Here is a 23,505-nt window from a genome sequence, read left to right on the forward strand (position 1 = left end):
CTGAACACAATCAGCCAAATAACCCGTCATTTCTCATCCAATTCACGTATTGCCGAGCGCCGCGGACTTCTACAATTCATCCATCATGAAGATCTCCGCAAGACGACTCCGCGCGCGCGCTGCCTGCCTGGCCTTCCTGCTGCTGCCCCTGGCCGCGCAGGCCCAGGAAGCCGCCACCCAGGCTCCCGAGGCGATCGCGCTTGCGGCCCAGTCCTATCTGCGCGACCAGCTGGCCGGCCTGCCCGGCCAACCCTCCATCGCGATCGATCCCCCGCGCGCGGAACGCCTGGCGCCCTGCGATGCCATGTCCCCATTTATGCCCTCGGGCATGAAGCTGCGCTCCCGCATGACGGTGGGCGTGCGCTGCAACGCGCCCAAGCCCTGGACCGCCTACGTGCAGGCCACGGTCAGCGTGCCGGGCTACTATTACGTCGCCTCGCGCATGATTGCCGCCGGGCAGGCCCTGACGCCAGATGACCTGGCGCCGCGGGACGGCGACCTGGTGGCCCTGCCCCCCGGTGCCATCACCGACCCGCAGACCGTGGTCGGCATGACGGCGGTCCACCGCATCAATGCCGGGCAAGCCGTGCGCGGATCGGCGTTGCGCAATGCCCAGTCGGTGGTGCGCGGCTCCAATGTCCGCATCAACGCGCGCGGCAACGGTTTCGTGGTCAGCAGCGAAGGCCAGGCGCTGGACAATGCGGCGCCCGGCGCCACCGTGCAGGTGCGCACCGCCGGCGGCCAGGTGGTCAGCGGCGTGGTGCGCAACGCCAGCCTCGTGGAAATACAACTGTAATTGCTGTTACATATCGCGTTGCGCCAACAGGCCGTCCGCCCTAAAGTTCCGTCCGGACCTGACGTTACAGAGACACAAGTAGGCGAATCCGTCGCACAACCGACCCAGGACGCCCTGCGGAGAAAACCTTGAAGATCAATTCCACCACCAACCGCCCCCTATCGGCCGACGCTGTCGCTCCTCGCGCCGACTCCGCGGTTGCCCAGGCCTATGGCGCCAGCAGCGCCAGCGGTTCCAGCAGCTCGCAGGTGGCACTGAGCTCGGCATCGCGCAAGATGCTGGCGCTGCAGGACGGCTCGACCGACATCAACGTCGAACGCGTCGCCGCCATCCGCGCGGCCATTGCCTCGGGCCAGCTCAAGATCGACACCGGCCGCATCGCCGACAGCCTGATCGCCAGCGCCCGTGATTTGTTGAAGTGAGCTGCCGCCGCGTCGCTGCGGCAGTGGCCTGTCGCAATGAACTTCCGTAGCAAACCCAAGACGTAGTAAACCCCGATATACCGAGCCGAAGCATGACCATGAGCACCGTCGACTCCCTGCAATCCTGCATGCGCCAGGAAGATGCCCTGATCACCGAGTTCTCCTCCATCCTGGAAGAAGAGACCGAAGTGCTGGTGGGCCTGGGAAGCGTCGAGGTGCTGCAGGAAATCACCGAGCGCAAGGGCAACGTCGCCCGTCAGCTGGTGGACCTGAGCCAGGTCCGCGATTCCCTGCTCACGGAGATCGGCCTGCCGCCGGGACACACCGGCACCGAGCAGGCGGCCGTACTGCACCCGCAACTGTCGGGCGTCTGGCAGGCCTTGCTGAACAAATCGGCATCCGCCAACGAAATCAATATGCGCAACGGCGCGCTCATCGACGTGCACCTGCGTTATACGCAGCAATCGCTGGACGCCCTGCGCAACATGGGCGTGGCGGGCGGCTCGACGAACACCTATGACGCCCGCGGCCGCGGCGCCCGCAGCGCCCCGGGCCGCAAGCCCATCGTCGCCGGCTGAACAGCCGGGCCACGGCCCGGTTCACCCCCCGGTCATTTCCAGCATCGCGTACATCTTCAACAAAGCCACGGGCAACATCCGCCCCGACAGCTTGCGTTCCGTACCCATGATGCCCGACAAGGGACCCTGCAGAATCTCTGCGCCACACGTGTGCGCCAACTGCCAGCAAGCGGCGCCCATCTGCCCGGCCATCAACGCCTGACGCGCAAGCGCATGGGCGCCGTCCACGGCCGGCAAGGCCTGCCAGGCATTCACCATATAGCGGAAGCCCGCCTTGGCCTCATCCTGCAAGACCAACCAACGCGCCACCGTCGCCGCGTCCGCCTGGGACGCAGGCAGATTCGTCATGCCGAACAGCTGCCCGGCCACTTCCCCGCTGACCGTATCGATCAGTCGGGCGCAAACCAGCCGCACCGGGTCGCCGGCGCCGCGGCCGGATAGCGTCACTTCCGTGCCCGACGCCCACAGCGCCAGCGGCACGCGCTTGCCTGCCTGGATGCTGTGCAGTCCCGGCATGTCGCCAGGCTGGCCGACGGGCAAATAGCCCACGCTCTTGCCCACCGCGTTCAGATTGGTGGGGCAGTCATCCTGAATCACGCGCTGGCCGCCGGCGCTGCGCGCCACCCAGGCAACGCCCTGCTCGTTCAGGGCGGGCCACAAGGCGGACGTGCCGGCTTCCAGCATGTGCACGACCGGTACGCGCGCCAGCTTTTCCGTCAGCCAATCCACGCGCGCTTGCAACGCCAGGGCCGCGTCCGGCTGGGCCGGCGCCGCGGGCGCGAACGAAGAAAGCATGCCGTGCGGCAGTACCAATTGCTGCGCCGGCGCCGCCAGCGCGGTACCGCGGTCGCTCATCAACAAGGTGCCCAGCAGCGTGCCGCCCGGCAGGCCCTCGCCCTTCATGGCGGCCTTGCCGTGCACGGCAAGCAGATGCCGTCCGCAGACCGCGGAAAATTCGCGGCGCGCCATCGACAGGGGTTCGTCGGCCAACGGGGCCAGGCTGGAACCCGAAGCGTCGTCCACGTAGCCGCGCCAGGAAGCTCGGGCCTGCACGCAGGCACGGTCGCTTTCCAGCCAGGCAATGGCGTCGTCCAGATTCTGCGCGGCCTCGACCGAGTCCGCGCCGCCTTGCGGGCGCAGGATGGCGGAAGCCAGCAACTGCCGTTTGCGGGCGGGATCCACGCTCTCGGACTCGCGCGAGGCCGACACCAGCGTCGCAAGGTCGGCTTCGCTCGGGGTATATAGCGCGCGGGCGCGCTCAACCATGGAAAAGGCGCGGTCGATCAGCACGTCGGCCCGGGCCAGCTCCATGTGCTCGGGCACTTTCTGGCCGACCGACATGTAATGGATCGGCAAACGGTGGCGGATGGCAGTGTCCAGCGCCGCGCCCAGGCGCGTGGCCTCGTCCAGCTTGGTGATGATGCAGCCGGCCACGTCCTCGCCCACGCCATTGCGATAGGCGTGCGCCACTTCGTCCAGGGTGTCGCCCTGGCTGGCCGCATTCAGCACCAGCAGCCGGCGCACCGGCTTGCCGGCGTTGCACAGCATGGCCGCCTGCTCCGCCACCAGGCGGTCGCGCTGGCTGATGCCGGTGGTGTCGATCAGCACGATCTTGCGGTTGCCCAACTCCGCCAGGATACGGCGCAGTTCGCCCGCGTCGCGCACCGAGTGGGCGGGCACGCCCATCAGGCGCCCGTAAATCTGCAACTGCTCCAGCGCGCCGATCCGGAAATTGTCCGTGGTCAGCATCGCAACCTGCTCGCGGCCTTCGCGCGCCACGCAGCGCGCGGCCAGCTTGGCCAACGTGGTCGTCTTGCCGACGCCCGTCGGACCGACCAGCGCATAAACGCCGCCGGCCAGGAATTCGTCCTCGGACCGCAGCACCGGCAGGTGCGTCACCAGTTCGTTGCGGGCCCAGCTCAACGCCGTTTCCGGCGTCATGCCCTCGGGCAGGCGCTCCACCAGGGTACGCACCAGCTTCGTGCTGAAACCAGCATCCAGCAGGCTGCGGAACAACGCAGCTCCGGCCGGTTCCCGGCCCGGCCCCCGGCGTCCGCCCCAGAGCAGCCCGTCCATGCGGCTTTCCAGCGCGCCGCGCAATGCGCTGATGGCGTCCTGCAAGCCGGCTGCGGCATCGGCGGCCATGGCTGCTGGCGGCGCGGCTGGAGGCTGGCGCAGCGGCGCATCCGGCATGCGAGCCATGGAAGGCGCGGGCGCGGACTGGAGCGCTTCGGGCGCACGGGCCGCGGGCATCGGCGCTGCGGGAGCCGGCGTGGAGGGAGACGCGGAATAGGCGGACGGCGTCGCCTGCGCCGTGCCCGCCGGCGCTGCGGGATAGGCAGGCGGCGCAACGGGAGCCGTGCCCGCGGTGGCAACCGCTGCATAAGCTTGCGGCGCAACCGTTGCGGCGCCCGCGGGTGTCGCGGCCGGGCCGGCGGCGGGCATCTGGCGCAGCGGCGGCAAGGACGGCAATTCAACGCGTACGGGAGCGGCGGGCGCGGACGCGACCGGTTGCTGAGCCTCGGGCGTCTCGTCCTCGGCTTGCGTCGAGGAGGCGTAGGCGGTCTGGTAGGCGGCAATGGAGCGCGACGGCGCCGGGTATCCGCCCTGCGGCATCACGGGAGCCGGGGCGCGCGCGCCCTGGTCCGGCACATCGAAACGTGGAACTGCCGGCGAGCCGGCGGGCGCTTGCTGCCGCGCTTCGGGCTGCCGGGAATACGCGGCCTCCTGGCGCGGCGCCGCCTCATGGGCGGCATCGTCGAAAGCGCCCTCGACGGTGGCCAACACTTCAACGCCGCCGTCGACGCTGCGGTTCGACACGATCAGCGCGTCGGGCCCCAGCACCTGCCGGACCTGACGCATCACGTCACGGCTGTTCGCCCCGAAAAAACGGCTTATCTTCATGCCCCATTACCTCCGCCGATGAGCGCGGTCACACGCACCATGCGCTCATCGGGAATTTCCGTATTCGACAACACGCCCAGCTGCGGCAAATGGTGCCGTAGGAAGCGCGACAAGGGCGCGCGCAAGACCGGCGACACCAGCAGCACCGGCGCATTGCCCTGCGACTCCTGCCGTTCGACCGCCGCCTGCGCTTCGCGCAGCAGCGTATCGGCCAGCCCGGGCTCCAGGCCGCCGCTGGTCGTCATGGCCTGCGCCAGCACGCGCTCCAGTTTCACGTCCAGGCCGATCACGCGCAGCTCGCCTTCGCCAGGGAACCATTGCTGCGTGATGGCGCGGCCCAGCGAGCGGCGCGTCAACGCGATCAGTTCGTTGATGTCCGGCTGGCTGCCCGTGCCGGCCGCCAATGCCGCCAGGCGCGGGCCGTGCTCGGACAAGGTGTCGATGATGGTCCGCATGTCGCGGATCGGAACCTCTTCCGACAACAGGCCCTGCAGCACCTTCTGCAACGCCGTGAGCGACAGGGTCTTGGGCACCAGGTCCTCGACCAGCTTGGGCGCGTCGCGGCCGATGCGGTCCAGCAGCTGCTGCACTTCCTGGCGGCCCAGCAGATTGGAGCCGTGGCGGTGCATCAGGTGGTTCAGGTGCGTCGCGACCACGGTACCGGCGTCCACCACCGTGTAACCCGCCACCTGCGCCTGGTCGCGCAGGCTGCCGTCAATCCACAGCGCCGGCAGACCGAAAGCGGGGTCCGTCGTCGGCGTGCCCTTGATCTGCATCGTCACGCCGCCCGGGTCGATCGCCAGCCACTGGCCGGGCATCGCCACGCCATGTCCGACTTCCACGCCGGACAGCAGGATGCGGTAGTCGTTGGGCTTGAGCTCCAGGTTGTCGCGGATGTGCACGACCGGCGGCAGGAAGCCCACGTCCTGCGCAAACTTCTTGCGCAGGCTGCGAATGCGGTGCAGCAGTTCGCCGTTCTGGGCGTGGTCGACCAGCGGAATCAAGCGGTAGCCGACCTCCAGCCCCAGCTGGTCCACCATGGACACGTCGTCCCAGCTGGCCTCCGCCGCGGCGGCCTGCGCCTGGGTGATCGCCTGCGGCGGCACCTCCGCCTTAGCCGCGGCCGCCGCCGCCTGCCGCTTGTACAGCATCCAGCCGCCCCAGCCCAGCGCGCCGGCCAGGGTCAGGAATGCGACGTGAGGCATGTTCGGAATCAGGCCCATGATGCCGACGATGCCGGCCGTCAGGAACAGCACGCTGGGATTGGAGAACAGCTGGCTCAGGATCTGCTGGCCGATGTCCTGGTCGGTCGACACGCGCGACACCACCACGCCGGCGGCGGTGGAAATCACCAGCGCCGGAATCTGGGCCACCAGGCCGTCGCCGATGGTCAGCAGCGTGTAGACGCGCGCCGAATCGCCCATCGACATGTCGTGCTGGGCCACGCCCACGATCAGGCCGCCGATGATGTTGATGGCCATGATCAGCAGGCCGGCGATGGCGTCGCCGCGCACGAACTTGCTGGCGCCGTCCATGGATCCGAAGAAATCCGATTCCTGCGAGACTTCCGCGCGGCGCTTGCGCGCCTCATCCTCGCCGATCAGGCCGGCGTTCAGGTCCGCGTCGATCGCCATCTGCTTGCCCGGCATCGCGTCCAGGGTAAAGCGCGCGCCCACTTCGGCGATGCGGCCGGCGCCCTTGGTGATGACGATGAAGTTGATGATGGTCAGGATGACGAAGACGATGATGCCGACGGCGAAGTTGCCGCCGACCAGGAAGTGGCCGAAGGCCTCGATGACCTTGCCCGCCGCGTCGGGGCCGGTGTGGCCGTGCAGCAGCACCACGCGGGTGGAGGCGACGTTCAGCGACAGGCGCAGCAGCGTGGCGAACAGCAGCACGGCCGGGAACGCGGCGAAGTCCAGCGGCTTGCGCGTGAACATCGCCACCAGCAGGATCATCACGGACAGCGCGATGTTGAAGGTGAACAGCAGATCCAGCAGGAACGTGGGCAGCGGCAGGACCATCATGCCCAGCACCATCACGATCAGGATGGGGCCCGCCAGCAGCCGCGCGTGCGTGGCTCCGCTACTCTTCAACATGGTGAGCAAAGCGCTCATTCCTTAAACTCCTTGTGCTGCGGTTTTGGCTTGCGGGTCCAGCGCGGCCGGCACGGCCAGCTTGGTCGGGGCCGTCGGTTCGGCTCCCCACCCGGCCCGCCAGGAGCGCAGCTGGAAAACCCACGCCAGCACTTCCGCCACCGCGGTGTACAGCTCGGAGGGGATTTCCTGCCCGAGCTCCACGTGTTGATGCAATGCGCGCGCCAGCGGCGGCGCTTCCAATGTAGGGATGCGGTTCTCGGCCGCCAGTTCGCGGATCTTGGCCGCGATCAGGCCGGTGCCCTTGGCCAGGACCCGCGGCGCCCCGCTCTTTTCCTCGTCGTACTTCAGCGCCACGGCATAGTGCGTGGGGTTGGTCACCACCACGTCCGCCTTCGGCACCTCGGACATCATGCGGCGGCGCGCGGCCTGGCGCTGCTGCTGGCGGATGCGCGCCTTCACGTGGGGATCGCCTTCGCTTTCCTTGTGTTCCTGGCGCACGTCTTCCTTGGACATGCGCAGCTTCTTCAGGTGGCTCCAGATCTGCCACGGCACGTCCAGCATGACGATAACCATCAGCGACGCCACGATGAAGGCGCAGCACATCGCCACCAGCGTCAGCGCCTTGATCAGCGCCGCCGACGGCGCCACGTGCATCAGGCTCAGCATGTCGTCGTGGTAACGCCAGATGACCCAGACCGCCACGCCGCCGACCAGCGCGGCCTTGGCCAGCGCCTTGATGAGTTCGACCACCGTCTGCGACGAGAACATCCGCTTCATCCCGGAAATGGGGCTGAGCTTGGAGAAATTGAACTGGAGCGGCTTGCCGGATATGACGATGCCGCCCAGCAGCACGCTGGACAGGACCGCGATGACCGCCAGCAGGCCAAAGATCGGCAACAGCACCAGCAAGGCCTGGCCGAAGCCGTCGACCGCGCGCTCGACCATCACGCCGGGATCCAGGACGATGCGCTGGTCAAACGCCAGGCCGTTGCGCAGCACGCCGCTCAGGGCGCGGTAGAGCGAGCCGCCGCCAACCCAGATCGCGCCCACGCCCGCCGCCAGCATCATGAACGTTCCCAATTCGCGGGAACGCGCAATCTGCCCCTCCTCGCGCGCCTTTTCCAGGCGCCTGGGAGAGGCGGCTTCGGTTTTTTCGAGGTCGCTTTCTTCGGCCATGCTCTGCGGTGTCGTTGCGGCTCGCGGATTCTGGAATGACGAGCTGCCCGCCGAGATTCTAGGAGGCCCGGGCCCTGGGCGATAAGCCAAGAAACGGGGGGAAAGCGGCGCTATTCCCGGATGCGTTGCGGGACGCGCGCCCTGCCCCGGCGCCGCTCGCCCCGGGATGGCCGGCGAGGACCGGCGTCAGCGCGCCGCGACAGCGGCGGCGTGCCCGCCCGCGCCCTCTTCCACCTCCGCCTGGAAGCGGCCGTAGTCCAGGCCGATCCGCACCGCGCCCCAATGCTCCGGGCCCAAATAAACAGGGACAGAGATGTCGTTGACGATCTCGCCTGTATCTCGCGAATAGGTCTGGAACAGCATCGCACCGGTATTGGCGGCCAGGCGCCGCCCCACCGGATCATCGAAGATGCGCTTGTGCCGCGTCCGCACGATGTCCATCTGGGGATCCCCGCTAGGCGCATGGGAAAAGCGGCTGTTGTGTGCCGGCGCGTAACCCCGGTCGTCGACCAGGATGGTGTAGATCCCGCCCGGTATGCTCTCCAGCACGCTGTCCAGCAGACGGGTCAAGGCCTCGTCGATCGCGCGGTCGTAGCGGGTATGAAAGCGCGGGGGTTCGCTGCCCGGAATCCGCTGATAGTGGCGGTCGAACACGTCCGCGCCGCGCGCCCGGGCATCCTCGAGCAGGCTGGCGGCCGCGTCGCGGAAGGCATCCAGGGCATCGCACAGGCCGTCGAAGGCGGTAGCGCCCGTGCGCATGTCGGCCAGCACTTCCTGCACGCTTTCCGTCTGGCGGCGGATGCGGTCGATCTCGCCGGACATGCTGCCGACACGCTCCAGCACGTCGGCGCTGAGCGCGGCGATCCGCCCGACTTCCTCGCTCATGCCGTGGTTGGTGATGTCCACTTCGCCCACGGCCTGGACCACTTCACCCATCTGGCGGTTCATGCCGTCGAAATCGCGCACGAAACGCTCGAAACTGGAGCAAGTGCGGTCCAGCACGCCGCCCGACGCATCGACGTCCTCGCGCAGCGTCTGTGTCTGGCGTTGTGTGGTGTCGACCAGTTCCAGCATCTCGGTCGTATGCCTGCCGATATCGCTGGTGGCCGAATTCACGCGCTCGGCCAACCGCCCTACCTCGCTGGCCACCACCGCGAACCCCCTGCCCGCATCGCCAGCGCGGGCGGCCTCGACGCCTGCGTTCAGGGCCAGCAGCTGGGTTTGCAAAGCGATGTCCTTGATCAGCTTGCTGATGTCCGCCACCGACCTGGCGCGGCCGGTCAACTGGCCGACGACTTCGGTGAAGGCAGCCATCTCGCGCGTCATGCGCTCCACCCGCTCCTTGACGTCCGCCAGTTCGGCCTGCGCCTGGCGCGCCGTGAGCAGATTCTGCCCCGATACCTCGGCGATCTCGCGCGCATGGCTGGAGGTGGAACCCGACAAGGCGGCGATCTGCGCCCCGCTGGCCGCGAGCGCCTGCGCCGCGCGCGCCTGCTCCTGGGCCAGCAACGAACAACGGCCGGCCTGGAATTGCGTACGCGCCGCGTTCAGCGCGATTTCTATGCTGGATTGGCGGACGGTCATGATGCGGCTGCGTATCCGCCCCATGAACCGGTACAGCGGCCAGACGGCCGGGCTGATGGATAGTGTGCGTTCCGACAGCGTCGCGTCGCCGCGATTGAGCCGCCGCAACAACCGCCACATGCCACCCAGGCGGAATACGGATCTGGCCACGATGAACCTCCTTGTGCCGGCCCGGATCGCCTTCTGTGGGCATCCGTTGCCTGGCGCGCTGCGCGCGCGCCATGTTTCACGCTGCACGGCCCCTGCTAATTATTATGGCGGGAAGTCTATCGGCCGGACGCTGTTTGCGCCCTTAGGGAATACGTTCATGCCCGGCTTGCGGACCGACACCGCGCCGCCGGAGGACATCCCCGGCGGCGCGGCGCTTGCCTAGAAGCCCAGGCTGGCCAGCAGGTCGTCGACCTGATCCTGGCTGGTGACCACGTCGGTCTTGCCTTGCGGGCTGATCTGCGGGCCGTTGAGCAGGCTGTTGGCCTCCTCGCGGCGCTCTTGCGGCACGTTGTCCAGCAGCACCTGCAGCAGCTCGCGCTCGATCGCGCCCACCACGTCCATCATGCGCATGATGACCTGGCCCGTGAGGTCCTGGAAATCCTGCGCCATGGTGATTTCCATCAGCTGGGACTGCGTCTGTTGCGCCTGCTTCGGCACTTCCTGCAAGTACGCGCGGGTGTCCTTCACCAGTTCACGCGCCTCGGGCAGTTCCAGCGGCTGGTCGTACCATTGCTGCCAGCGCGCATCCAGCGCCTGCGCCGAACGCGACAGGCCGTCCTGGATCGGGCCGGCCAGCTCGGTCGCGTTCAGAACGCGGTTGGCGGCCTGCTCCGTCATCTGCGCCACGTAGCGCAGACGGTCGCGGGCGTCGGGAATGGCGTTGGCGGCGTCCTTGATCGCCTGGTCCAGGCCCAGCTCGCGCATGCTGTCGCGCAACATGCGCGTCAGCGAGGCGATGCGGTGGATCAGGTCGGTGGATTCCGCCGGGTTTTCATTTTCCGTCGTGCTCATGGCGCACCTCAACCGGCGATTTTCTCGAAGATCTTGGTGAGCTTCTCTTCCAGCGTCGCCGCCGTGAAGGGCTTGACCACATAGCCGTTGGCCCCGGCCTGGGCGGCGGCAACGATGTTTTCCTTCTTGGCCTCCGCCGTCACCATCAGCACCGGCAGCGACGCCAGCGCCGCGTCGGCGCGGATCTGCTTGAGCATTTCCAGGCCATCCAGGTTGGGCATGTTCCAGTCCGACACCACGAACTGGAAGCCGCCGTTGCGCAGCTTTTCCAGTCCGATGGCGCCGTCCTCGGCCTCATCCACGTTCTCGAAACCCAGCTCCTTGAGCAGGTTGCGAATGATCCGCCGCATGGTGGGGAAGTCATCCACCACCAGAATCTTCAGGCCCTTGTCTACCATCTTCTACTCCAGAAAAAATTTGCCTTGGACCGATCGGGGAGCCTGCCGCGTCAGACGCGGTGCCCGCGATCGCCCAGGCGAGTCAGAATGCGTTCGCTGATCGCCGATAACGAAACCACTTCATCCGCGGCGCCTATGGCGATAGCTTCGCGGGGCATACCGAAGACGACGCAACTGGCCTCGTCCTGCGCAATCGTGTGGGCGCCCGCGCGATGCATGGCCAGCATGCCCGCGGCGCCGTCCTTGCCCATGCCGGTCAGGATGACGCCGATGGCGTTCTTGCCCGCGGCCACGGCGGCCGAATTGAACAGCACGTCCACCGACGGACGGTGGCGGTTGACGGGTTCGCTGGCTTCCAGCTCGATCACATAGTTGGCGCCGCTGCGCCCCAGGCGCATGTGCGTGTCACCGCCCGGCGCCAGGTACACGTGTCCCGGCAGCACCCGGTCTCCGTGCGCGGCTTCGCGCACGGTCACGGCGCAGAGCGCGTCCAGGCGTTGCGCGAACGAGCGCGTGAAGCCGGCCGGCATGTGCTGGGTGATCAGGATGGCCGGGCTGTCAGGCGGCAGCGGCTGCAGGACTTCGCGGATCGCCTCGGTGCCGCCCGTGGAGGCGCCGACGATGACCAGCTTTTCCGAGCTGGACAGGGGCCGGCGCAGCATGGGCGCAGGCGTGGCCGGCGTGGCGTGCGCCGCCGGCGCGCGCAGCTTGGCGCGCGACGCGGCGCGTATCTTGTCGGCAATGATCTCGGTGTATTCGAGCAGGCCGTCGCGGATGCCCAGCTTGGGCTTGGTGACGAAATCGATGGCGCCCAGTTCCAGGGCGCGCAGCGTGATTTCCCCGCCGCGTTCGGTCAGCGACGACACCATCACCACCGGCATCGGCCGCAGGCGCATCAGCTTTTCAAGGAAATCCAGCCCGTCCATGCGGGGCATTTCCACGTCCAGCGTCAGCACGTCCGGGTTATGGCGTTTGATGAGTTCGCGCGCGACCAGGGGATCGGGCGCCGTCGCGACCACCTCCATGTCGGGCTGGCTGTTGATGATCTCGGTCATCAGTCCGCGCACCAACGCGGAGTCGTCCACACACAAAACGCTGATTTTCTTCATTTATTGCTGCCTCGTCCCGCTCAGGACCTGCCCGCGCATTCGTAGACGGTCTGCCCGCGCAGACGGAAATCCCGGCTGATATAGGTAAAGTTCTCGGAGTGGCCGGCAAACAGCAAGCCGCCCGGCTTGAGCAGCGGCACGAACCGCTCCAGGATTCTTGCCTGGGTCGGTTTATCGAAATAGATCATGACGTTACGGCAGAAGATCACGTCGAACTGCTCGTTGATCGGCCACGCCGGCGCCAACAGGTTCAAGGTCTCGTAGCGCACCATGTCGGCGATCTCGGGGCGCACCCGGACCTGCCCTTCATTGGCGCCGCGCCCCTTGAGGAAAAAGCGGCGCAGGCGCTCGCCGTCCATCTTGTCCACGCGCTCGGCAGGGTAGACGCCAGCCCGCGCGCGCGTCAGCACGTTGGTGTCGATATCGGTGGCCAGCACCGAGCAGGAGCTTGCCCGCGGCCCCAGCGCTTCCACCAGCGTCATGGCGATGGAATATGGCTCTTCGCCGGTCGAGGCCGCACAGCACCACACCGACACCGGACCGCCGCGCCGCTTCGCGAAGTCGGCCAGGATGGGAAAGTGATGGGATTCGCGGAAGAACGCCGTCAGGTTGGTCGTCAGCGCGTTGACGAAATCTTCCCATTCCGCGGCGTCCGGCTCGCTTTCCAGGTGATCCAGATAGCTGCCAAAATCCTGCAGCCCCAAGGCGCGCAGACGGCGCGCCAGGCGGCTGTAGACCATTTCACGCTTGTGCGTGCCCAGGGAAATGCCGGCGTGCGCGTGGATCATCTTGCGCACGCGCGAGAAGTCCGCGTCGCGGAAGTCGAATTGGCGGTCCACCGGAATGGACGGCGCCAGGGTTGCCACGGTAGCCACTGCCGTCCTCAATGACCGAGTGCAAGCGCGTCCGGCGCCTGCAAGCGCGCGTCGTCATCGGACGAACGCGCCGACGACAAGCGCTGGGCCGGCACTTCGATGACCTCGCCCGCGTTGACCTTGAACACGGCCACCGCTTCGGCCAGGCGCTGCGCCTGTTCCTGCAGCGAACCTGCGGCGGCCGCCGCCTCTTCCACCAGCGCCGCGTTCTGCTGCGTGACCTCGTCCATCTGCGATACCGCGCGGTTCACTTGCTCGATGCCGCTGGATTGTTCCTCGGACGCCGCCGAAATCTCGCCCATGATGTCCGTCACACGCTTCACCGAGGCCACGATCTCCTGCATCGTGGAGCCGGCGCGCTCCACCTGCTGCGAACCGGCGCCGACCTTGGTCACCGAGTCCTCGATCAGGCCCTTGATTTCCTTGGCGGCCTGCGCGCTGCGCTGCGCCAGCGAGCGCACTTCGCCCGCCACCACCGCGAAACCCTTGCCCTGCTCGCCCGCCCGCGCCGCTTCCACGGCCGCATTCAGCGCCAGGATGTTGGTCTGGAATGCAATGCCGTCGATCACCGACACGATCTCGGAGATCTTGCGCGAGCTGGCGGAAATCTCCTGCATGGTGCTGACCACTTCCGACACCGCCGAACCGCCGCGCTCGGCCACGTCCGAGGCGCTGGCTGCCAACTGGTTGGCCTGGCGCGCATTGTCCGCATTCTGCTTCACGGTCGAAGCCAGTTGCTCCATCGAGGCCGCGGTTTCCTCCAGCGAGGCCGCCTGCTGCTCGGTGCGGCTGGACAGGTCCGTATTGCCCGCCGCGATCTCGTGCGAACCGACGTTGATCTCGTCCACGCCCCGGCGCACCGACGCCACCGTGCGCGTCAGGCTTTCCTGCATGCGCTTCAGGGCGGCGAACAACTGGCCGATTTCGTTGGTATTGCGTACGTCCACGCGGGCGGTCAGGTCGCCGCCGGCGATACGGTCGAAGTGATGCCCCGCTTCCTTTAGCGGCAACAGCACGCGCCGGCGCAGGAAAACATACGTGGCGAACACCAGCAGCGCGGCGATCACGCCGCCCGCGCCCACCGCCATCAGAACGAACTGGTAGCGCACCTGCGCCACTTCATGGGCGTCCAGCGTCTTGCTGGCGCGCCAGAAATCGAAGCCTTCGATCGCACGCGCGAACCGCCCTTCCAGGGCGTCCTGCACGGTCTGGACCTGCTTCTGGAAGGCAGGCATGTCCGCCTTTTCCAGGGAGGCGACCAGCGGCGTCAGGCCTTGCTGCACCAGCGCGCCGTAGGACTCGTCGATCTCTTTCAGCGCCTCGGCGGCTTCGGCCGGCCGGGACAAGGTCTTGTAGTACTCGTATTCGGCCTGCCCCTTGTTCATGGAGGCCTTGGCGCGCTCCAGCAGGCCGGCCGCGTCCGATGACAGCCCCTGGGTCAGCAACGTGGCCTGTCCGACGTTCTTCACGATGTCCGCATAGTTGGCCGAGGCCGCGCGGCCCAGCCCGGTCATGGTGTCCTTGTAGCTGGAAACCACGCGGCCGACCGCGTCATCCAGTTCCTGCGATTGCTTGATCTCCGCCAGGGTGCCATTGCTGATGCGCAGAGACAGCACGCCCAGCGCGGCTCCGATCACCAACATGAATGAGAAAAACGCCAGCACCCACAACAGGCTGCTGCGTATCGTCATGTTCGCGAAAAACTTGCGCATCACAAGAACCACTCCTAGACTGAAATCGTTAAAGGAAAGCGCCACATTGGGTGCAATATGGCGCTTCTACCTCCAAGCAGGCCGGTTCCGATCAGGAAGCGACCTTCTCCACCAGCGCCATTTCGTCGCTGGTCATCATTTTCTCGATGTCCACCAGGATCAGCATCCGTTCGTCGACCGTGCCCAGGCCCGTCAGGTATTCCGTCGACAGGGTCGCGCCGAACTCGGGCGCCGGACGGATCTGGCCGGAATTGAGCATCAGCACGTCGGACACGCCGTCCACCACGATGCCGACGACGCGGCGGTCGAGGTTCAGGATGATGACGACGGTCTGCTCGTTGTAGTCGACGCGGCCCAGGTTGAACTTGATGCGCAGGTCGACGATGGGCACGATGATGCCGCGCAGGTTCGTCACGCCCTTGATGAACGGCGGAACATTCGCGATGCGGGTGACCGTGTCGGCGTCGTAGCCGCGGATCTCCTGCACCTTCAGGATATCGATGCCGTACTCTTCGTCGCCCAGCGTAAAGACCAGGAATTCGCTGCCGACATCTTCATTGCGCGCGGCTTGCGCATGCGGTTTGGCTGCCATGAGGTTCATTTCTCCATCAATTCAGAATGGCTTCGGGCTGCGACCAACGCTCGCGGTTGGCGCGCGCAAGCGCAAATACATCGACGATCAGGGCCACGCTGCCATCGCCCAGGATGGTGGCGGCGGAAATGCCCGGCACCTTGCGGTAATTGGATTCGAGGTTCTTCACCACGACCTGGTGCTGGCCGATCAGGTGATCCACCAGCAGCGCAAAGCGGCGGTCCTCGGCCTGCATGATGACCGCGATGGCCTGCGTCGGATCGGTCTGGGCGTCGCTCACCGAGAACACGCGATGCATCTCGACCAGCGGCAGGTATTCGCCGCGCACGTGCATCACGCGCTCGTTGCCCGCCACCGAATAGATCTGGTCGTTCGTGGGCTGCAGCGATTCGGTCACGTGGTTCAGCGGCAGGATGAAAGTTTCCTCGCCGACGCGCACCGACATGCCGTCCAGGATCGCCAGGGTCAAGGGCAGCACGATGCGCGTGGTGGTGCCGTTGCCCGGCTCGCACGACAGCTGCACATGGCCGCCCATGTCCTGGATATTCCGGCGCACCACGTCCATGCCCACGCCGCGGCCGGAGATGTCCGTGACCTTTTCGGCGGTGGAGAAGCCAGGCGCGAAGATCAGCTGCCAGATTTCGTCGTCCGGCGAATTCTCGTTGACCGGCAGGCCCTGGGCGATCGCCTTCTTCAGGATCTTGTCGCGGTTCAAGCCGCCGCCGTCGTCGCTGACTTCAATGACGATGTTGCCACCGTTGTGCTGGGCCGACAGCACCAGCTGCCCGACCGGATCCTTGCCCGCGGCAACGCGCTTCTCGGGCGTCTCGATGCCGTGATCCAGGCTGTTGCGCACCAGGTGGGTGAGCGGATCGATGATGCGTTCGATCAGGCTCTTGTCCAGTTCTGTGGCGCGGCCGTGGGTCTGCAGTTCGATCTGCTTGCCCATCTTGCTGGCGATGTCGCGCACCAGGCGCGGGAAGCGGCTGAACACGTAGTCCATCGGCATCATGCGGATGGACATGACCGCTTCCTGCAGGTCGCGGGCGTTGCGTTCCAGCTGTTCCATGCCGTTGAGCAGGCGGTCGTGCAGCACCGGGTCCAGCGTGGAGGCCGTCTGGGCCAGCATCGCCTGGGTAATGACCAGTTCGCCCACCAGATTGATCACCTGGTCGACCTTTTCGACGCCCACGCGGATCGAGGTGGATTCCTTGTCCGCATGCGCGGGCGCGGCGGCGGCGGGCCGCGTCGCGCGGGCTGCCTGGGTGATGGCTTCGGCGGCAGCGGCGGATTCGGCCACGGCGGGCGCGGCCGGAGCCGGAGCCGCGGCGGGAATCGGGGCCGGCGCGGGAGCGGCGGCAGCCGTCGCTGGCGCGGGAGCCGCCTCGCGGGTGATTTCCAGCTGGTCGCCGTCGACGATGAAGCAGCAGACCGCCTCGATGTCGTCCGGCGTGCAGGTGCTGTCCATCCATACGGTCAGCGCGCCGTCGGCGCGTTCGCTGGCCTTTACGTTGCCCAGGTTGCCCATTTCTTCGAGCAGCGAGGCGGCGTCCTTGTCGGAGACCTTGGAGATCCGCACTCGCAAGGGCAGACTGCCGGACTCCGCGGCCGGAGCCTGCGGCTCGGGCGCCGGAGCCACTGCCACCGGCACGGGAGCCGGGGCCGGAGCGGGTGCGGCCGCCTGAACCGGCGCGGGGGCCGCGGCGGGATCCTTATGCTCCAGCGCGAGCTGCCTCAGTACGGCGCAGATACGCTCAAACACGGCTTCATCGGGCTCTTCGGAGGCCCGGTAGGCATCCAGTTGGCTTTTGAGCACGTCTTTCGTTTCCAAGAAAATATCGATCATGTCCGTGCGCAGCGCCATTTCGCCGCGACGGATCGCGTCCAGGAGGTTTTCCAGCAAATGGGTGGTGCCCGCCAGCTGCGTGAAGCAGCCGAACGTCGCCGCCCCGCCCTTGATCGAGTGGGCCGCGCGGAAAATGGCGTTGAGCTGCTCGATGTCGGGCGCGCCCACGTCAAGCTCAAGCAGCAACTGCTCCATTTGCGCGAGCAGCTCATCCGCCTCGTCGAAAAAGGTCTCGTAAAACTGACTGAGGTCCAAACCAGAACTCATGACCCGTACGCCTTCAAAAATGAACCTGCTTACGCGCCGGCCTGCTCGTCGAGCAGTTCAGACGCCAATTCCACCAGCACATCGGGGTCGACCGGCTTGGAAAGCCAGCCGCAAACACCCAGATCCCGGGCGGCCATCTTGCTGTCCACATCGTCCTCGGTGGTAAGCACCAGCACCGGCACGTCCAGATACTGGTCCTCCTGGCGCAAGCCCTGGATCAGTTCCAGGCCGCCCATGACCGGCATGTTCCAGTCACTGACCACCAGGTCCACGGGATGGCGTTTGGCCATTTCCAGCGCTTCCTGGCCGTTGCCGGCCGTCAAGACTGTCCATCCCGCGCCCGCCAGCGTCGCCTGGACGATCATCCGCATCGTCGCCGAGTCGTCCGCCACCAGAATCGTTGCCGCCATTGCTATCGAACCCCTTCCGCGGACGGGTTGCTCTCCGTCTCGCCTGGTTTGGTTGCCGTCGTGGCCTGGGCGGCGGCTTGCGCCGCTTCCACTGCCGTTCCCACCTCGCGGGCATCCTTGGCGCTGACGTCCGCGGCTGCGGCGTTCTCGTTTTCGATGCGCCGCTGGGTGCTCTGATTGAGCACCACTAGGCTGATGCGTCTATTAACGGCCGCATACGGGTCATCTTTAACCAGGCTCATGCTGGACGACAGCCCCTGGATGCGCAGGACCTTGCTTTCGTTCATGCCGCCCGCCACCAATTCCTGGCGCGAAGCGTTGGCGCGGTCCGCCGAGAGCTCCCAGTTGCTGTAGGCGCGCTCGCCGCGCGCATACTGCGACGCGTCGGTGTGGCCGGAAATGCTGACCTTGTTGGGCAATTCGTTCAGTACCGGCCCCAATTCGCGCAGGATGTCGCGCATGTAGGGCTGCACTTCCGCGCGGCCGGTCGCGAACATCGGACGGTTCTGGTTGTCGATGATCTGGATGCGCAGGCCTTCGGTGGTCAGGTCGATCAGCAGCTGGGGCCGGAAGTTCTTCAGCACCGGGCTGGTCTCGATGACGTTCTCGATGCGCTTCTTCAGGTTTTCCAGGCGATGCTGCTCGCGGCGCTCGGCGTCGCCCATCGGCTGCGCCTCGACCCGGTTGCCCTGCGCGCGGCGGACCTCGCCTTCGCTGCGCAAGGGATCGTGGCCGCCGCCCGGCACCGCGCTGGTCTCGGCCGAACTGCTGGGCCCGCCCGTGATGGCGACGCGCAACGGCATGCGGAAATACTCCGCGATACCCTTGAGCTCTTCGCGCGGCACGACGCTGATCAGCCACATCACCAGGAAGAACGCCATCATCGCCGTGATGAAGTCGGCGTAGGCGATCTTCCAGCTGCCCCCATGGTGCCCGCCGCCGTGCACCTTCTTGCGGCGGATCACCACACGGTGGTTGTTTACCGTGCTCATGGCCCGCTCCGTCAGGCCTTGCCGGTGGCGGTGGACTTGGCTTGCCGGACGTGTTCTTCCAGCTCACCGAAGGTCGGACGCACCGCCGAGAACAGCACCTTGCGGCCGAATTCCACCGCCAGCTGGGGCGGGTAGCCGTTCATGCTGGCCAGGAGCGTGGTCTTGATGCATTCCAGCACCTTGGTCGCTTCGTCGCTGCGGCGCTCGATGCGCGAGGCCAGCGGGCCGACGAAACCGTAGGCCAGCAGAATGCCCAGGAAGGTGCCGACCATGGCCTTGGAGATCAGGTCGCCCAGGATCGCCGGGGGTTGGTCCACCGCCGCCAGCGCCTTGATCACGCCCAGCACCGCCGCCACGATACCGAAGGCCGGCAGGCCGTCGGCCATCTGCTGCAGGGCGCGGACAGGGACTTCGCGCTCATGGCGGTAGGTCTCGATTTCCTCGTCCATGAGGGTCTCGATCTCGAACGAGCTCATGTTGCCGCTGATCATGATGCGCAGGTAGTCCGTGATGAACTCCATGAGCTTGGCGTCTTTGGCGATGCGCGGATATTCGCTGAAGATCGGGCTGGATTCCGGATCCTCGATATGCGATTCGATGGCCATGAGGCCCTCGCGGCGCGCCTTGTTCAAGAGCACGTACAGGAGCGCCATCAGCTCCATGTATACGTCCTTGCCGTAGCGCGAGCTTTTCAGCGCGTCGGGCAGCGCCGCCTTCACCAGCATCAGCGACTTCTTGCTGTTGCTGGCAAGGAAGGCGCCAAAAGCCGCGCCGAAGATCAGCGTGAGCTCGAACGGCTGGTACAACGCGCCCAGATGGCCGCCCAGCGCTATGAAGCTGCCGACGACCGAGACGCCCACCACGAGATAACCGATAACAATCAACACATCAGGCCCCTGCCAACGAAGTCTAAAACCGGCGTCAATGATCCCCTGTTCCCCCCGGGCCAAAAAGGCGGGTTACGGGGGGTTTTCCAGGGCTTTTGATGTATTTGGATACCGCCGGTCAGAGCCGGGCGGTATTCGCAACGGGCGCGGGGCGAGTGCCGGCGCGCGCCTTGGCCGCGGCGCGCGTCTTGCCGGCGCGGGGTGGCGGACGGCAGATCGCGCACACGAAATCCGACTGGGGATCGTGGGCGTGGGCGATGAAATGCCCCCCGCACTGGCGGCAGGCGGACATTTGCAGCATGCCGCTGTCGAAAAAGCGCACCAGCATCCAGGCGCGCGTGAAGCTCAGGACGGGCTCTGCGGCTTCAGCGGCATCCGTGCCGGCGTTCTCGAGATAGAGGCGGTAGGCGTCGATCGTGGCGCGTATGCCCTTGCTGCTGGTACGCGTATTCAGGAATGAATAGACGTTGTAGAAGAGCGAGGAATGGATGTTCGGCAGCCAGGTCATGAACCAGTCGACCGAAAAAGGCAGCATGCCCTTGGGTGGCGAGCAGCCGCGTATTTCGCGGTACAGGCGGGCCAGGCGGTCATGGCTGAGGCTGGTTTCAGCCTCCAGCACCTGCAGCCGGGCGCCCAAAGTGATCATGGAGCTGGCAAGCAGGATGTCATCCGCTTCCTGCGAAACGCTCTTGGTGGCCATTGCACGTGTTTCCGGATGGAATGATCAGGCCGTCAGGCCAATTCTTCGACGGGTTGCTTGGCCAGCAGAATCGTCGCGTGCGCTTGCTGCAGCGCACCACCCAGAACATCATGGGTCAGCGCGGACAACAGGCTGTAATCATCAAAGCGGAATCGGCACAGCAGCGAGCTGGAGCTGGCCAGCTTGACCAGCTGGGCCGGCGAAAGCCGCATCAGGATGTCGGCAACTTCGTTGCTGAACCCCAAGCGGAACATCGATGCTGCGTAATCGTCACGCAACATACGCTGCGCCAGTAACAAATAGGACAGATTCACTTCACGAATGTCTGTCAGCAATGAATTTTCGACTTGTTGCACGCCCAACTCCCTGTTCCCTATCCCGCCGATGGGGGCCTATGTAAGCAAAAGCGCCGGAATTCCGATGCTCCTGCGTCCGATACACCTTGCTTTGATGCGAAATGTATCATTTGTTCGCAATTTAAGTAAAATTTACCACAGCTGATGTCATTTTCTATGACTTATATGACAAAACTTTGTTGATGTTGCGCAACTTACCGGATGCGATACACCTTGACATATAAATTTCAGACAAATTTACGTCAATTTGGCAAATAAGCATTCAAAACATTGCGTACTTTGAGGAATGAAACAGGCCTATTTACCGACAATGGCACCTTGCAGACCACTAAATTCAGCTCGCTTTATCGCAGCCGCGCGTTTGTCGACAATGTCGCAAATTGACAACAACCGACGATGCGTCACGATGGACACCGCCCGACATTCCCGCAATGCCCCACGCAGATGACAGCCTGGTCGAATATGCCCCGCTAGTGCGGAAGCTGGCCCTGCAATTGCTCGCCAGGCTACCGGCCAGCGTAGAACTCGACGACCTGATACAGGCCGGCATGATCGGCCTGCTCGACGCCGTGCGCCGCTACCAGGAAACGGCCGACGCCCAATTCGAAACCTACGCCACCACCCGCATCCGCGGCGCGATGCTGGACGAGCTGCGCGGGCAGGATTGGCTGCCGCGCAGCGTGCGCGCCAAGGCGCGCAAGATAGAACAGGCCATCCAGCAGCTCGAACAGCGTTTGATGCGCGCGCCCAGCGAAGCCGAGATCGCGCAACAGCTCGACATGCCGTTGGACGAGTACCAATCCTTGTTGCACGACGCCCAAGGCGTGCAGATCGTGCACTACGAGGACTTCACCACCGAGCCCGACTCGGCCAGCGGCCAATCCGACTGGGCCGCCACGCTCAACCATGGCGCCGCCGGCGGCAACCCGCTGGACTCGCTGCTGGCCGGAGATTTCCGCCAGGCGCTGGTACACGCCATCGACGCCCTGCCCGAACGCGAAAAACTGTTGCTGTCCCTGTGCTACGAGCAGGGCCTGAACCTGAAGGAAATCGGCGCGATCCTGAATGTGACGGAAGCCCGCGTGTGCCAGTTGAGATCGCAGGCGACGGCGCGGATCCGCGCGAAGCTGAAGGAACAGGCCTGGCAGGAATTGCCCCAGGAAGGGCAGATCGCGCAAGTTATCTAGAGCGGCACACTATAAATACATGCTCCGGCCGCAGCGGAGACAGACAATGCAAAACGGACGCGCCATGCGTCCGTTTTGCATTGCCGGCCAGGAGGATGGCCGCCCACGCCTCTCAACAGATCCATGTCCGGCCTTCCGCCGCCCTGCGCCGCCACGCACCCGCCCTCTTCCGTGCAAGCGTCGCCGCGCGAATGGCGCAGCCCCCCCCGGGGCCACTCGATATGCCCGCATCAGCGATACAAGAAAAATTTCGACTTTCGAGAAATAGCGCTAAAGATTGATTTTGGACTGCCGTAATCCTGGCAACGGAGAGATTCCTAGACAAAAAGTCGACGAACTTTCCCGTTAACACCAGTGGGCGGCGTCGCTGCCCAGTTTGAAGAAGCCTTTCTCTCTTGGGAGCCTCACATGGCAGTCATCAATACCAATTACCTGTCCCTGGTTGCACAAAACAACCTGAACAAATCGCAGTCCACCCTGGGCAGCGCCATTGAGCGCCTGTCCTCGGGCCTGCGCATCAACAGCGCCAAGGACGACGCCGCTGGCCAAGCCATCGCCAACCGCTTCACCGCCAACGTCAAGGGCCTGACCCAAGCCGCCCGTAACGCCAACGACGGCATCTCGATCGCTCAAACGACCGAAGGCGCCCTGAACGAAATCAACAACAACCTGCAGCGCGTGCGCCAACTGTCGGTCCAAGCCACCAGCGGCACGAACTCGCCCAGCGACCTGGAATCGATCCAGTCGGAAATCAAGCAGCGCCTGGACGAAATCGACCGCGTGTCGGGTCAGACCCAGTTCAACGGCATCAAGGTTCTCGCCAACGACAACACCCTGACGATCCAGGTCGGCGCGAACGACAACGAAACCATCGACATCAACCTGAGCAAGATCACCGCTCAGACCCTGAACCTGCAAGGTTTCAACGTCAGCGGCCCCAAGGGCACCCCCGTCGCAGCAGTTGCCGCCGACTTCCAGAAGGCTTACGGTTCGACCAGCCAAGTCGCAGGCGCGACGGTTGCGGAAAATACCGGCGGCAAACTGGCTGAGCGCTTGGGCGTTGCCGCTGGCAGCGTCGCTTTCGACGCCACGAACGTGTACAAGGACGACAACGGCAACTTCTTTGCCCAAGTCACCATTACGCCCGCCAACGCGACTGAACAGGGCAACCTGGCTTCGCGCGGCATCAAGAGCACCGGTGGCGTGTTCTACATCGCCGTCGAGCCGTCCAAGGCCGACGTCAGCACCCCGACCACGGCCGCTTTCAAGATCGATACGACCAACATGGCCCTGACGTCCTTGTCGTCGGGCGCAACGACCTCGCCGCTGGCCGCGCTGGACTCCGCGCTGTCGAAGGTCGACGCGCTGCGCAGCAACCTGGGTGCCATTCAAAACCGTTTCGAATCCACGGTCGCGAATCTGAACAACACCATCAACAACCTTTCCGCCGCTCGTTCGCGTATCGAAGACGCTGACTACGCCACGGAAGTGTCGAACATGACCAAGGCGCAGATCCTGCAACAAGCTGGTACCTCGGTTCTGGCCCAAGCCAACCAAGTGCCGCAATCCGTCCTGTCGCTGCTGCGTTAATCACGCCGCAACGCCTGACGGTC

General features: G+C 65.6%; 22 protein-coding genes. 6 read left to right on the forward strand and 16 right to left on the reverse strand.

The annotated features are described in order from the left end of the window. The first annotated feature begins 85 nt into the window (after nucleotides 1-85). The 3 genes from flgA to HWY37_RS24120 all read left to right on the forward strand — a co-directional run bounded on the left by flgA (nucleotide 86) and on the right by HWY37_RS24120 (nucleotide 1,796). Entirely contained in the window at nucleotides 86-796 is a 711-nt protein-coding gene (flgA, locus tag HWY37_RS24110) for a flagellar basal body P-ring formation chaperone FlgA (RefSeq protein ID WP_175208400.1), read from the forward strand. Nucleotides 797-924: 128 nt separating this feature from the next. Further along, complete coding sequence (gene flgM / locus HWY37_RS24115) at nucleotides 925-1,218, forward strand: flagellar biosynthesis anti-sigma factor FlgM (RefSeq protein ID WP_175208401.1); 294 nt, start codon at nucleotides 925-927, stop codon at nucleotides 1,216-1,218. Between the two features lie 98 nt (nucleotides 1,219-1,316). Then, on the forward strand, nucleotides 1,317-1,796 hold the full coding sequence (locus tag HWY37_RS24120) for a flagella synthesis protein FlgN (RefSeq protein ID WP_175208402.1): 480 nt from the start codon (nucleotides 1,317-1,319) through the stop codon (nucleotides 1,794-1,796). A 21-nt stretch (nucleotides 1,797-1,817) separates the two neighbouring features. On the opposite strand, the gene flhF is transcribed toward HWY37_RS24120, so the two are convergent. From flhF to HWY37_RS24140, 4 genes are all read right to left on the reverse strand, one after another. After that, on the reverse strand, nucleotides 1,818-4,700 hold the full coding sequence (gene flhF, locus HWY37_RS24125) for a flagellar biosynthesis GTPase FlhF (protein ID WP_176090016.1): 2,883 nt from the start codon (nucleotides 4,698-4,700) through the stop codon (nucleotides 1,818-1,820). Beyond that, nucleotides 4,697-6,817, reverse strand: a complete 2,121-nt coding sequence (flhA, locus tag HWY37_RS24130) for a flagellar biosynthesis protein FlhA (RefSeq protein WP_175211491.1) — start codon at nucleotides 6,815-6,817, stop codon at nucleotides 4,697-4,699. The genes flhF and flhA overlap by 4 nt, the downstream gene beginning before the upstream one ends. 3 nt (nucleotides 6,818-6,820) lie before the next feature. Next, nucleotides 6,821-7,975: a flagellar biosynthesis protein FlhB gene (gene flhB, locus HWY37_RS24135; RefSeq protein WP_176090017.1), complete on the reverse strand. Its 1,155-nt coding sequence runs from the start codon at nucleotides 7,973-7,975 to the stop codon at nucleotides 6,821-6,823. Between the two features lie 186 nt (nucleotides 7,976-8,161). Beyond that, nucleotides 8,162-9,679, reverse strand: coding sequence for a methyl-accepting chemotaxis protein (locus HWY37_RS24140; RefSeq protein ID WP_175211495.1), 1,518 nt, complete (start codon nucleotides 9,677-9,679; stop codon nucleotides 8,162-8,164). Between the two features lie 31 nt (nucleotides 9,680-9,710). Between HWY37_RS24140 and HWY37_RS24145 the strand changes: the two genes are divergently transcribed. Then, nucleotides 9,711-9,932, forward strand: a complete 222-nt coding sequence (locus tag HWY37_RS24145) for a hypothetical protein (protein WP_176090018.1) — start codon at nucleotides 9,711-9,713, stop codon at nucleotides 9,930-9,932. Here the strand turns inward: HWY37_RS24145 and cheZ are convergent. The 12 genes from cheZ to flhD form a co-directional block, all read right to left on the reverse strand. Next, entirely contained in the window at nucleotides 9,929-10,561 is a 633-nt protein-coding gene (gene cheZ / locus HWY37_RS24150; RefSeq protein ID WP_175211487.1) for a protein phosphatase CheZ, read from the reverse strand. The two genes, HWY37_RS24145 and cheZ, sit on opposite strands and share 4 nt — an antisense overlap. A gap of 8 nt (nucleotides 10,562-10,569) precedes the next feature. Then, nucleotides 10,570-10,959 carry a chemotaxis response regulator CheY gene (cheY, locus tag HWY37_RS24155; protein ID WP_006224583.1) on the reverse strand — a complete coding sequence of 130 codons (390 nt, stop codon included), beginning with the start codon at nucleotides 10,957-10,959 and terminating at the stop codon, nucleotides 10,570-10,572. 50 nt (nucleotides 10,960-11,009) lie between these two features. Beyond that, nucleotides 11,010-12,068, reverse strand: coding sequence for a protein-glutamate methylesterase/protein-glutamine glutaminase (locus HWY37_RS24160; RefSeq protein ID WP_175211485.1), 1,059 nt, complete (start codon nucleotides 12,066-12,068; stop codon nucleotides 11,010-11,012). A gap of 20 nt (nucleotides 12,069-12,088) precedes the next feature. Next, the gene (locus HWY37_RS24165) at nucleotides 12,089-12,943 is read right to left on the reverse strand and encodes a CheR family methyltransferase (RefSeq protein ID WP_175211483.1); all 855 of its coding nucleotides are present in this window, start codon (nucleotides 12,941-12,943) and stop codon (nucleotides 12,089-12,091) included. 8 nt (nucleotides 12,944-12,951) lie between these two features. Further along, the gene (locus tag HWY37_RS24170) at nucleotides 12,952-14,655 is read right to left on the reverse strand and encodes a methyl-accepting chemotaxis protein (RefSeq protein WP_175211481.1); all 1,704 of its coding nucleotides are present in this window, start codon (nucleotides 14,653-14,655) and stop codon (nucleotides 12,952-12,954) included. 91 nt (nucleotides 14,656-14,746) lie between these two features. Further along, nucleotides 14,747-15,247, reverse strand: a complete 501-nt coding sequence (gene cheW, locus HWY37_RS24175; RefSeq protein ID WP_175211479.1) for a chemotaxis protein CheW — start codon at nucleotides 15,245-15,247, stop codon at nucleotides 14,747-14,749. 16 nt (nucleotides 15,248-15,263) lie between these two features. After that, complete coding sequence (gene cheA, locus HWY37_RS24180; RefSeq protein ID WP_176090019.1) at nucleotides 15,264-17,360, reverse strand: chemotaxis protein CheA; 2,097 nt, start codon at nucleotides 17,358-17,360, stop codon at nucleotides 15,264-15,266. A 29-nt stretch (nucleotides 17,361-17,389) separates the two neighbouring features. After that, complete coding sequence (locus HWY37_RS24185) at nucleotides 17,390-17,770, reverse strand: response regulator (protein ID WP_175211252.1); 381 nt, start codon at nucleotides 17,768-17,770, stop codon at nucleotides 17,390-17,392. 2 nt (nucleotides 17,771-17,772) lie between these two features. Next, nucleotides 17,773-18,762 (reverse strand): flagellar motor protein MotB, encoded by a 990-nt coding sequence (motB, locus tag HWY37_RS24190; RefSeq protein ID WP_175211250.1) that lies wholly within the window; start codon nucleotides 18,760-18,762, stop codon nucleotides 17,773-17,775. Nucleotides 18,763-18,773: 11 nt separating this feature from the next. Beyond that, nucleotides 18,774-19,649 carry a flagellar motor stator protein MotA gene (motA, locus tag HWY37_RS24195; RefSeq protein ID WP_175211247.1) on the reverse strand — a complete coding sequence of 292 codons (876 nt, stop codon included), beginning with the start codon at nucleotides 19,647-19,649 and terminating at the stop codon, nucleotides 18,774-18,776. A gap of 118 nt (nucleotides 19,650-19,767) precedes the next feature. Continuing rightward, nucleotides 19,768-20,349 carry a flagellar transcriptional regulator FlhC gene (flhC, locus tag HWY37_RS24200; protein WP_175211245.1) on the reverse strand — a complete coding sequence of 194 codons (582 nt, stop codon included), beginning with the start codon at nucleotides 20,347-20,349 and terminating at the stop codon, nucleotides 19,768-19,770. Nucleotides 20,350-20,381: 32 nt separating this feature from the next. Next, complete coding sequence (gene flhD / locus HWY37_RS24205) at nucleotides 20,382-20,705, reverse strand: flagellar transcriptional regulator FlhD (RefSeq protein WP_013393369.1); 324 nt, start codon at nucleotides 20,703-20,705, stop codon at nucleotides 20,382-20,384. Between the two features lie 431 nt (nucleotides 20,706-21,136). Between flhD and HWY37_RS24210 the strand changes: the two genes are divergently transcribed. Continuing rightward, entirely contained in the window at nucleotides 21,137-21,892 is a 756-nt protein-coding gene (locus HWY37_RS24210; protein ID WP_175211243.1) for an RNA polymerase sigma factor FliA, read from the forward strand. A 408-nt stretch (nucleotides 21,893-22,300) separates the two neighbouring features. After that, on the forward strand, nucleotides 22,301-23,482 hold the full coding sequence (locus HWY37_RS24215; RefSeq protein WP_176090020.1) for a FliC/FljB family flagellin: 1,182 nt from the start codon (nucleotides 22,301-22,303) through the stop codon (nucleotides 23,480-23,482). Nucleotides 23,483-23,505: the final 23 nt, after the last annotated feature.

Origin of the sequence: Achromobacter anxifer (genome assembly GCF_903652925.1) — a bacterium.
GTDB lineage: Bacteria > Pseudomonadota > Gammaproteobacteria > Burkholderiales > Burkholderiaceae_B > Achromobacter > Achromobacter anxifer.

What these genes read in the sequence shown, in the direction of transcription:
- cheZ (WP_175211487.1), bottom strand. Translation starts at nt 10,561, where the DNA reads ATGAGCACGACGGAAAATGAAAACCCGGCGGAATCCACCGACCTGATC.
- flhB (WP_176090017.1), bottom strand. Translation starts at nt 7,975, where the DNA reads ATGGCCGAAGAAAGCGACCTCGAAAAAACCGAAGCCGCCTCTCCCAGG.
- HWY37_RS24210 (WP_175211243.1), top strand. Translation starts at nt 21,137, where the DNA reads ATGCCCCACGCAGATGACAGCCTGGTCGAATATGCCCCGCTAGTGCGG.
- HWY37_RS24170 (WP_175211481.1), bottom strand. Translation starts at nt 14,655, where the DNA reads ATGCGCAAGTTTTTCGCGAACATGACGATACGCAGCAGCCTGTTGTGG.
- HWY37_RS24140 (WP_175211495.1), bottom strand. Translation starts at nt 9,679, where the DNA reads ATGTGGCGGTTGTTGCGGCGGCTCAATCGCGGCGACGCGACGCTGTCG.
- HWY37_RS24185 (WP_175211252.1), bottom strand. Translation starts at nt 17,770, where the DNA reads ATGGCGGCAACGATTCTGGTGGCGGACGACTCGGCGACGATGCGGATG.
- HWY37_RS24215 (WP_176090020.1), top strand. Translation starts at nt 22,301, where the DNA reads ATGGCAGTCATCAATACCAATTACCTGTCCCTGGTTGCACAAAACAAC.
- HWY37_RS24120 (WP_175208402.1), top strand. Translation starts at nt 1,317, where the DNA reads ATGAGCACCGTCGACTCCCTGCAATCCTGCATGCGCCAGGAAGATGCC.
- flhC (WP_175211245.1), bottom strand. Translation starts at nt 20,349, where the DNA reads ATGGCCACCAAGAGCGTTTCGCAGGAAGCGGATGACATCCTGCTTGCC.
- cheA (WP_176090019.1), bottom strand. Translation starts at nt 17,360, where the DNA reads ATGAGTTCTGGTTTGGACCTCAGTCAGTTTTACGAGACCTTTTTCGAC.
- flhF (WP_176090016.1), bottom strand. Translation starts at nt 4,700, where the DNA reads ATGAAGATAAGCCGTTTTTTCGGGGCGAACAGCCGTGACGTGATGCGT.
- HWY37_RS24145 (WP_176090018.1), top strand. Translation starts at nt 9,711, where the DNA reads ATGAACCTCCTTGTGCCGGCCCGGATCGCCTTCTGTGGGCATCCGTTG.
- motB (WP_175211250.1), bottom strand. Translation starts at nt 18,762, where the DNA reads ATGAGCACGGTAAACAACCACCGTGTGGTGATCCGCCGCAAGAAGGTG.
- flhA (WP_175211491.1), bottom strand. Translation starts at nt 6,817, where the DNA reads ATGAGCGCTTTGCTCACCATGTTGAAGAGTAGCGGAGCCACGCACGCG.
- HWY37_RS24160 (WP_175211485.1), bottom strand. Translation starts at nt 12,068, where the DNA reads ATGAAGAAAATCAGCGTTTTGTGTGTGGACGACTCCGCGTTGGTGCGC.
- cheW (WP_175211479.1), bottom strand. Translation starts at nt 15,247, where the DNA reads ATGGCAGCCAAACCGCATGCGCAAGCCGCGCGCAATGAAGATGTCGGC.
- cheY (WP_006224583.1), bottom strand. Translation starts at nt 10,959, where the DNA reads ATGGTAGACAAGGGCCTGAAGATTCTGGTGGTGGATGACTTCCCCACC.
- flgA (WP_175208400.1), top strand. Translation starts at nt 86, where the DNA reads ATGAAGATCTCCGCAAGACGACTCCGCGCGCGCGCTGCCTGCCTGGCC.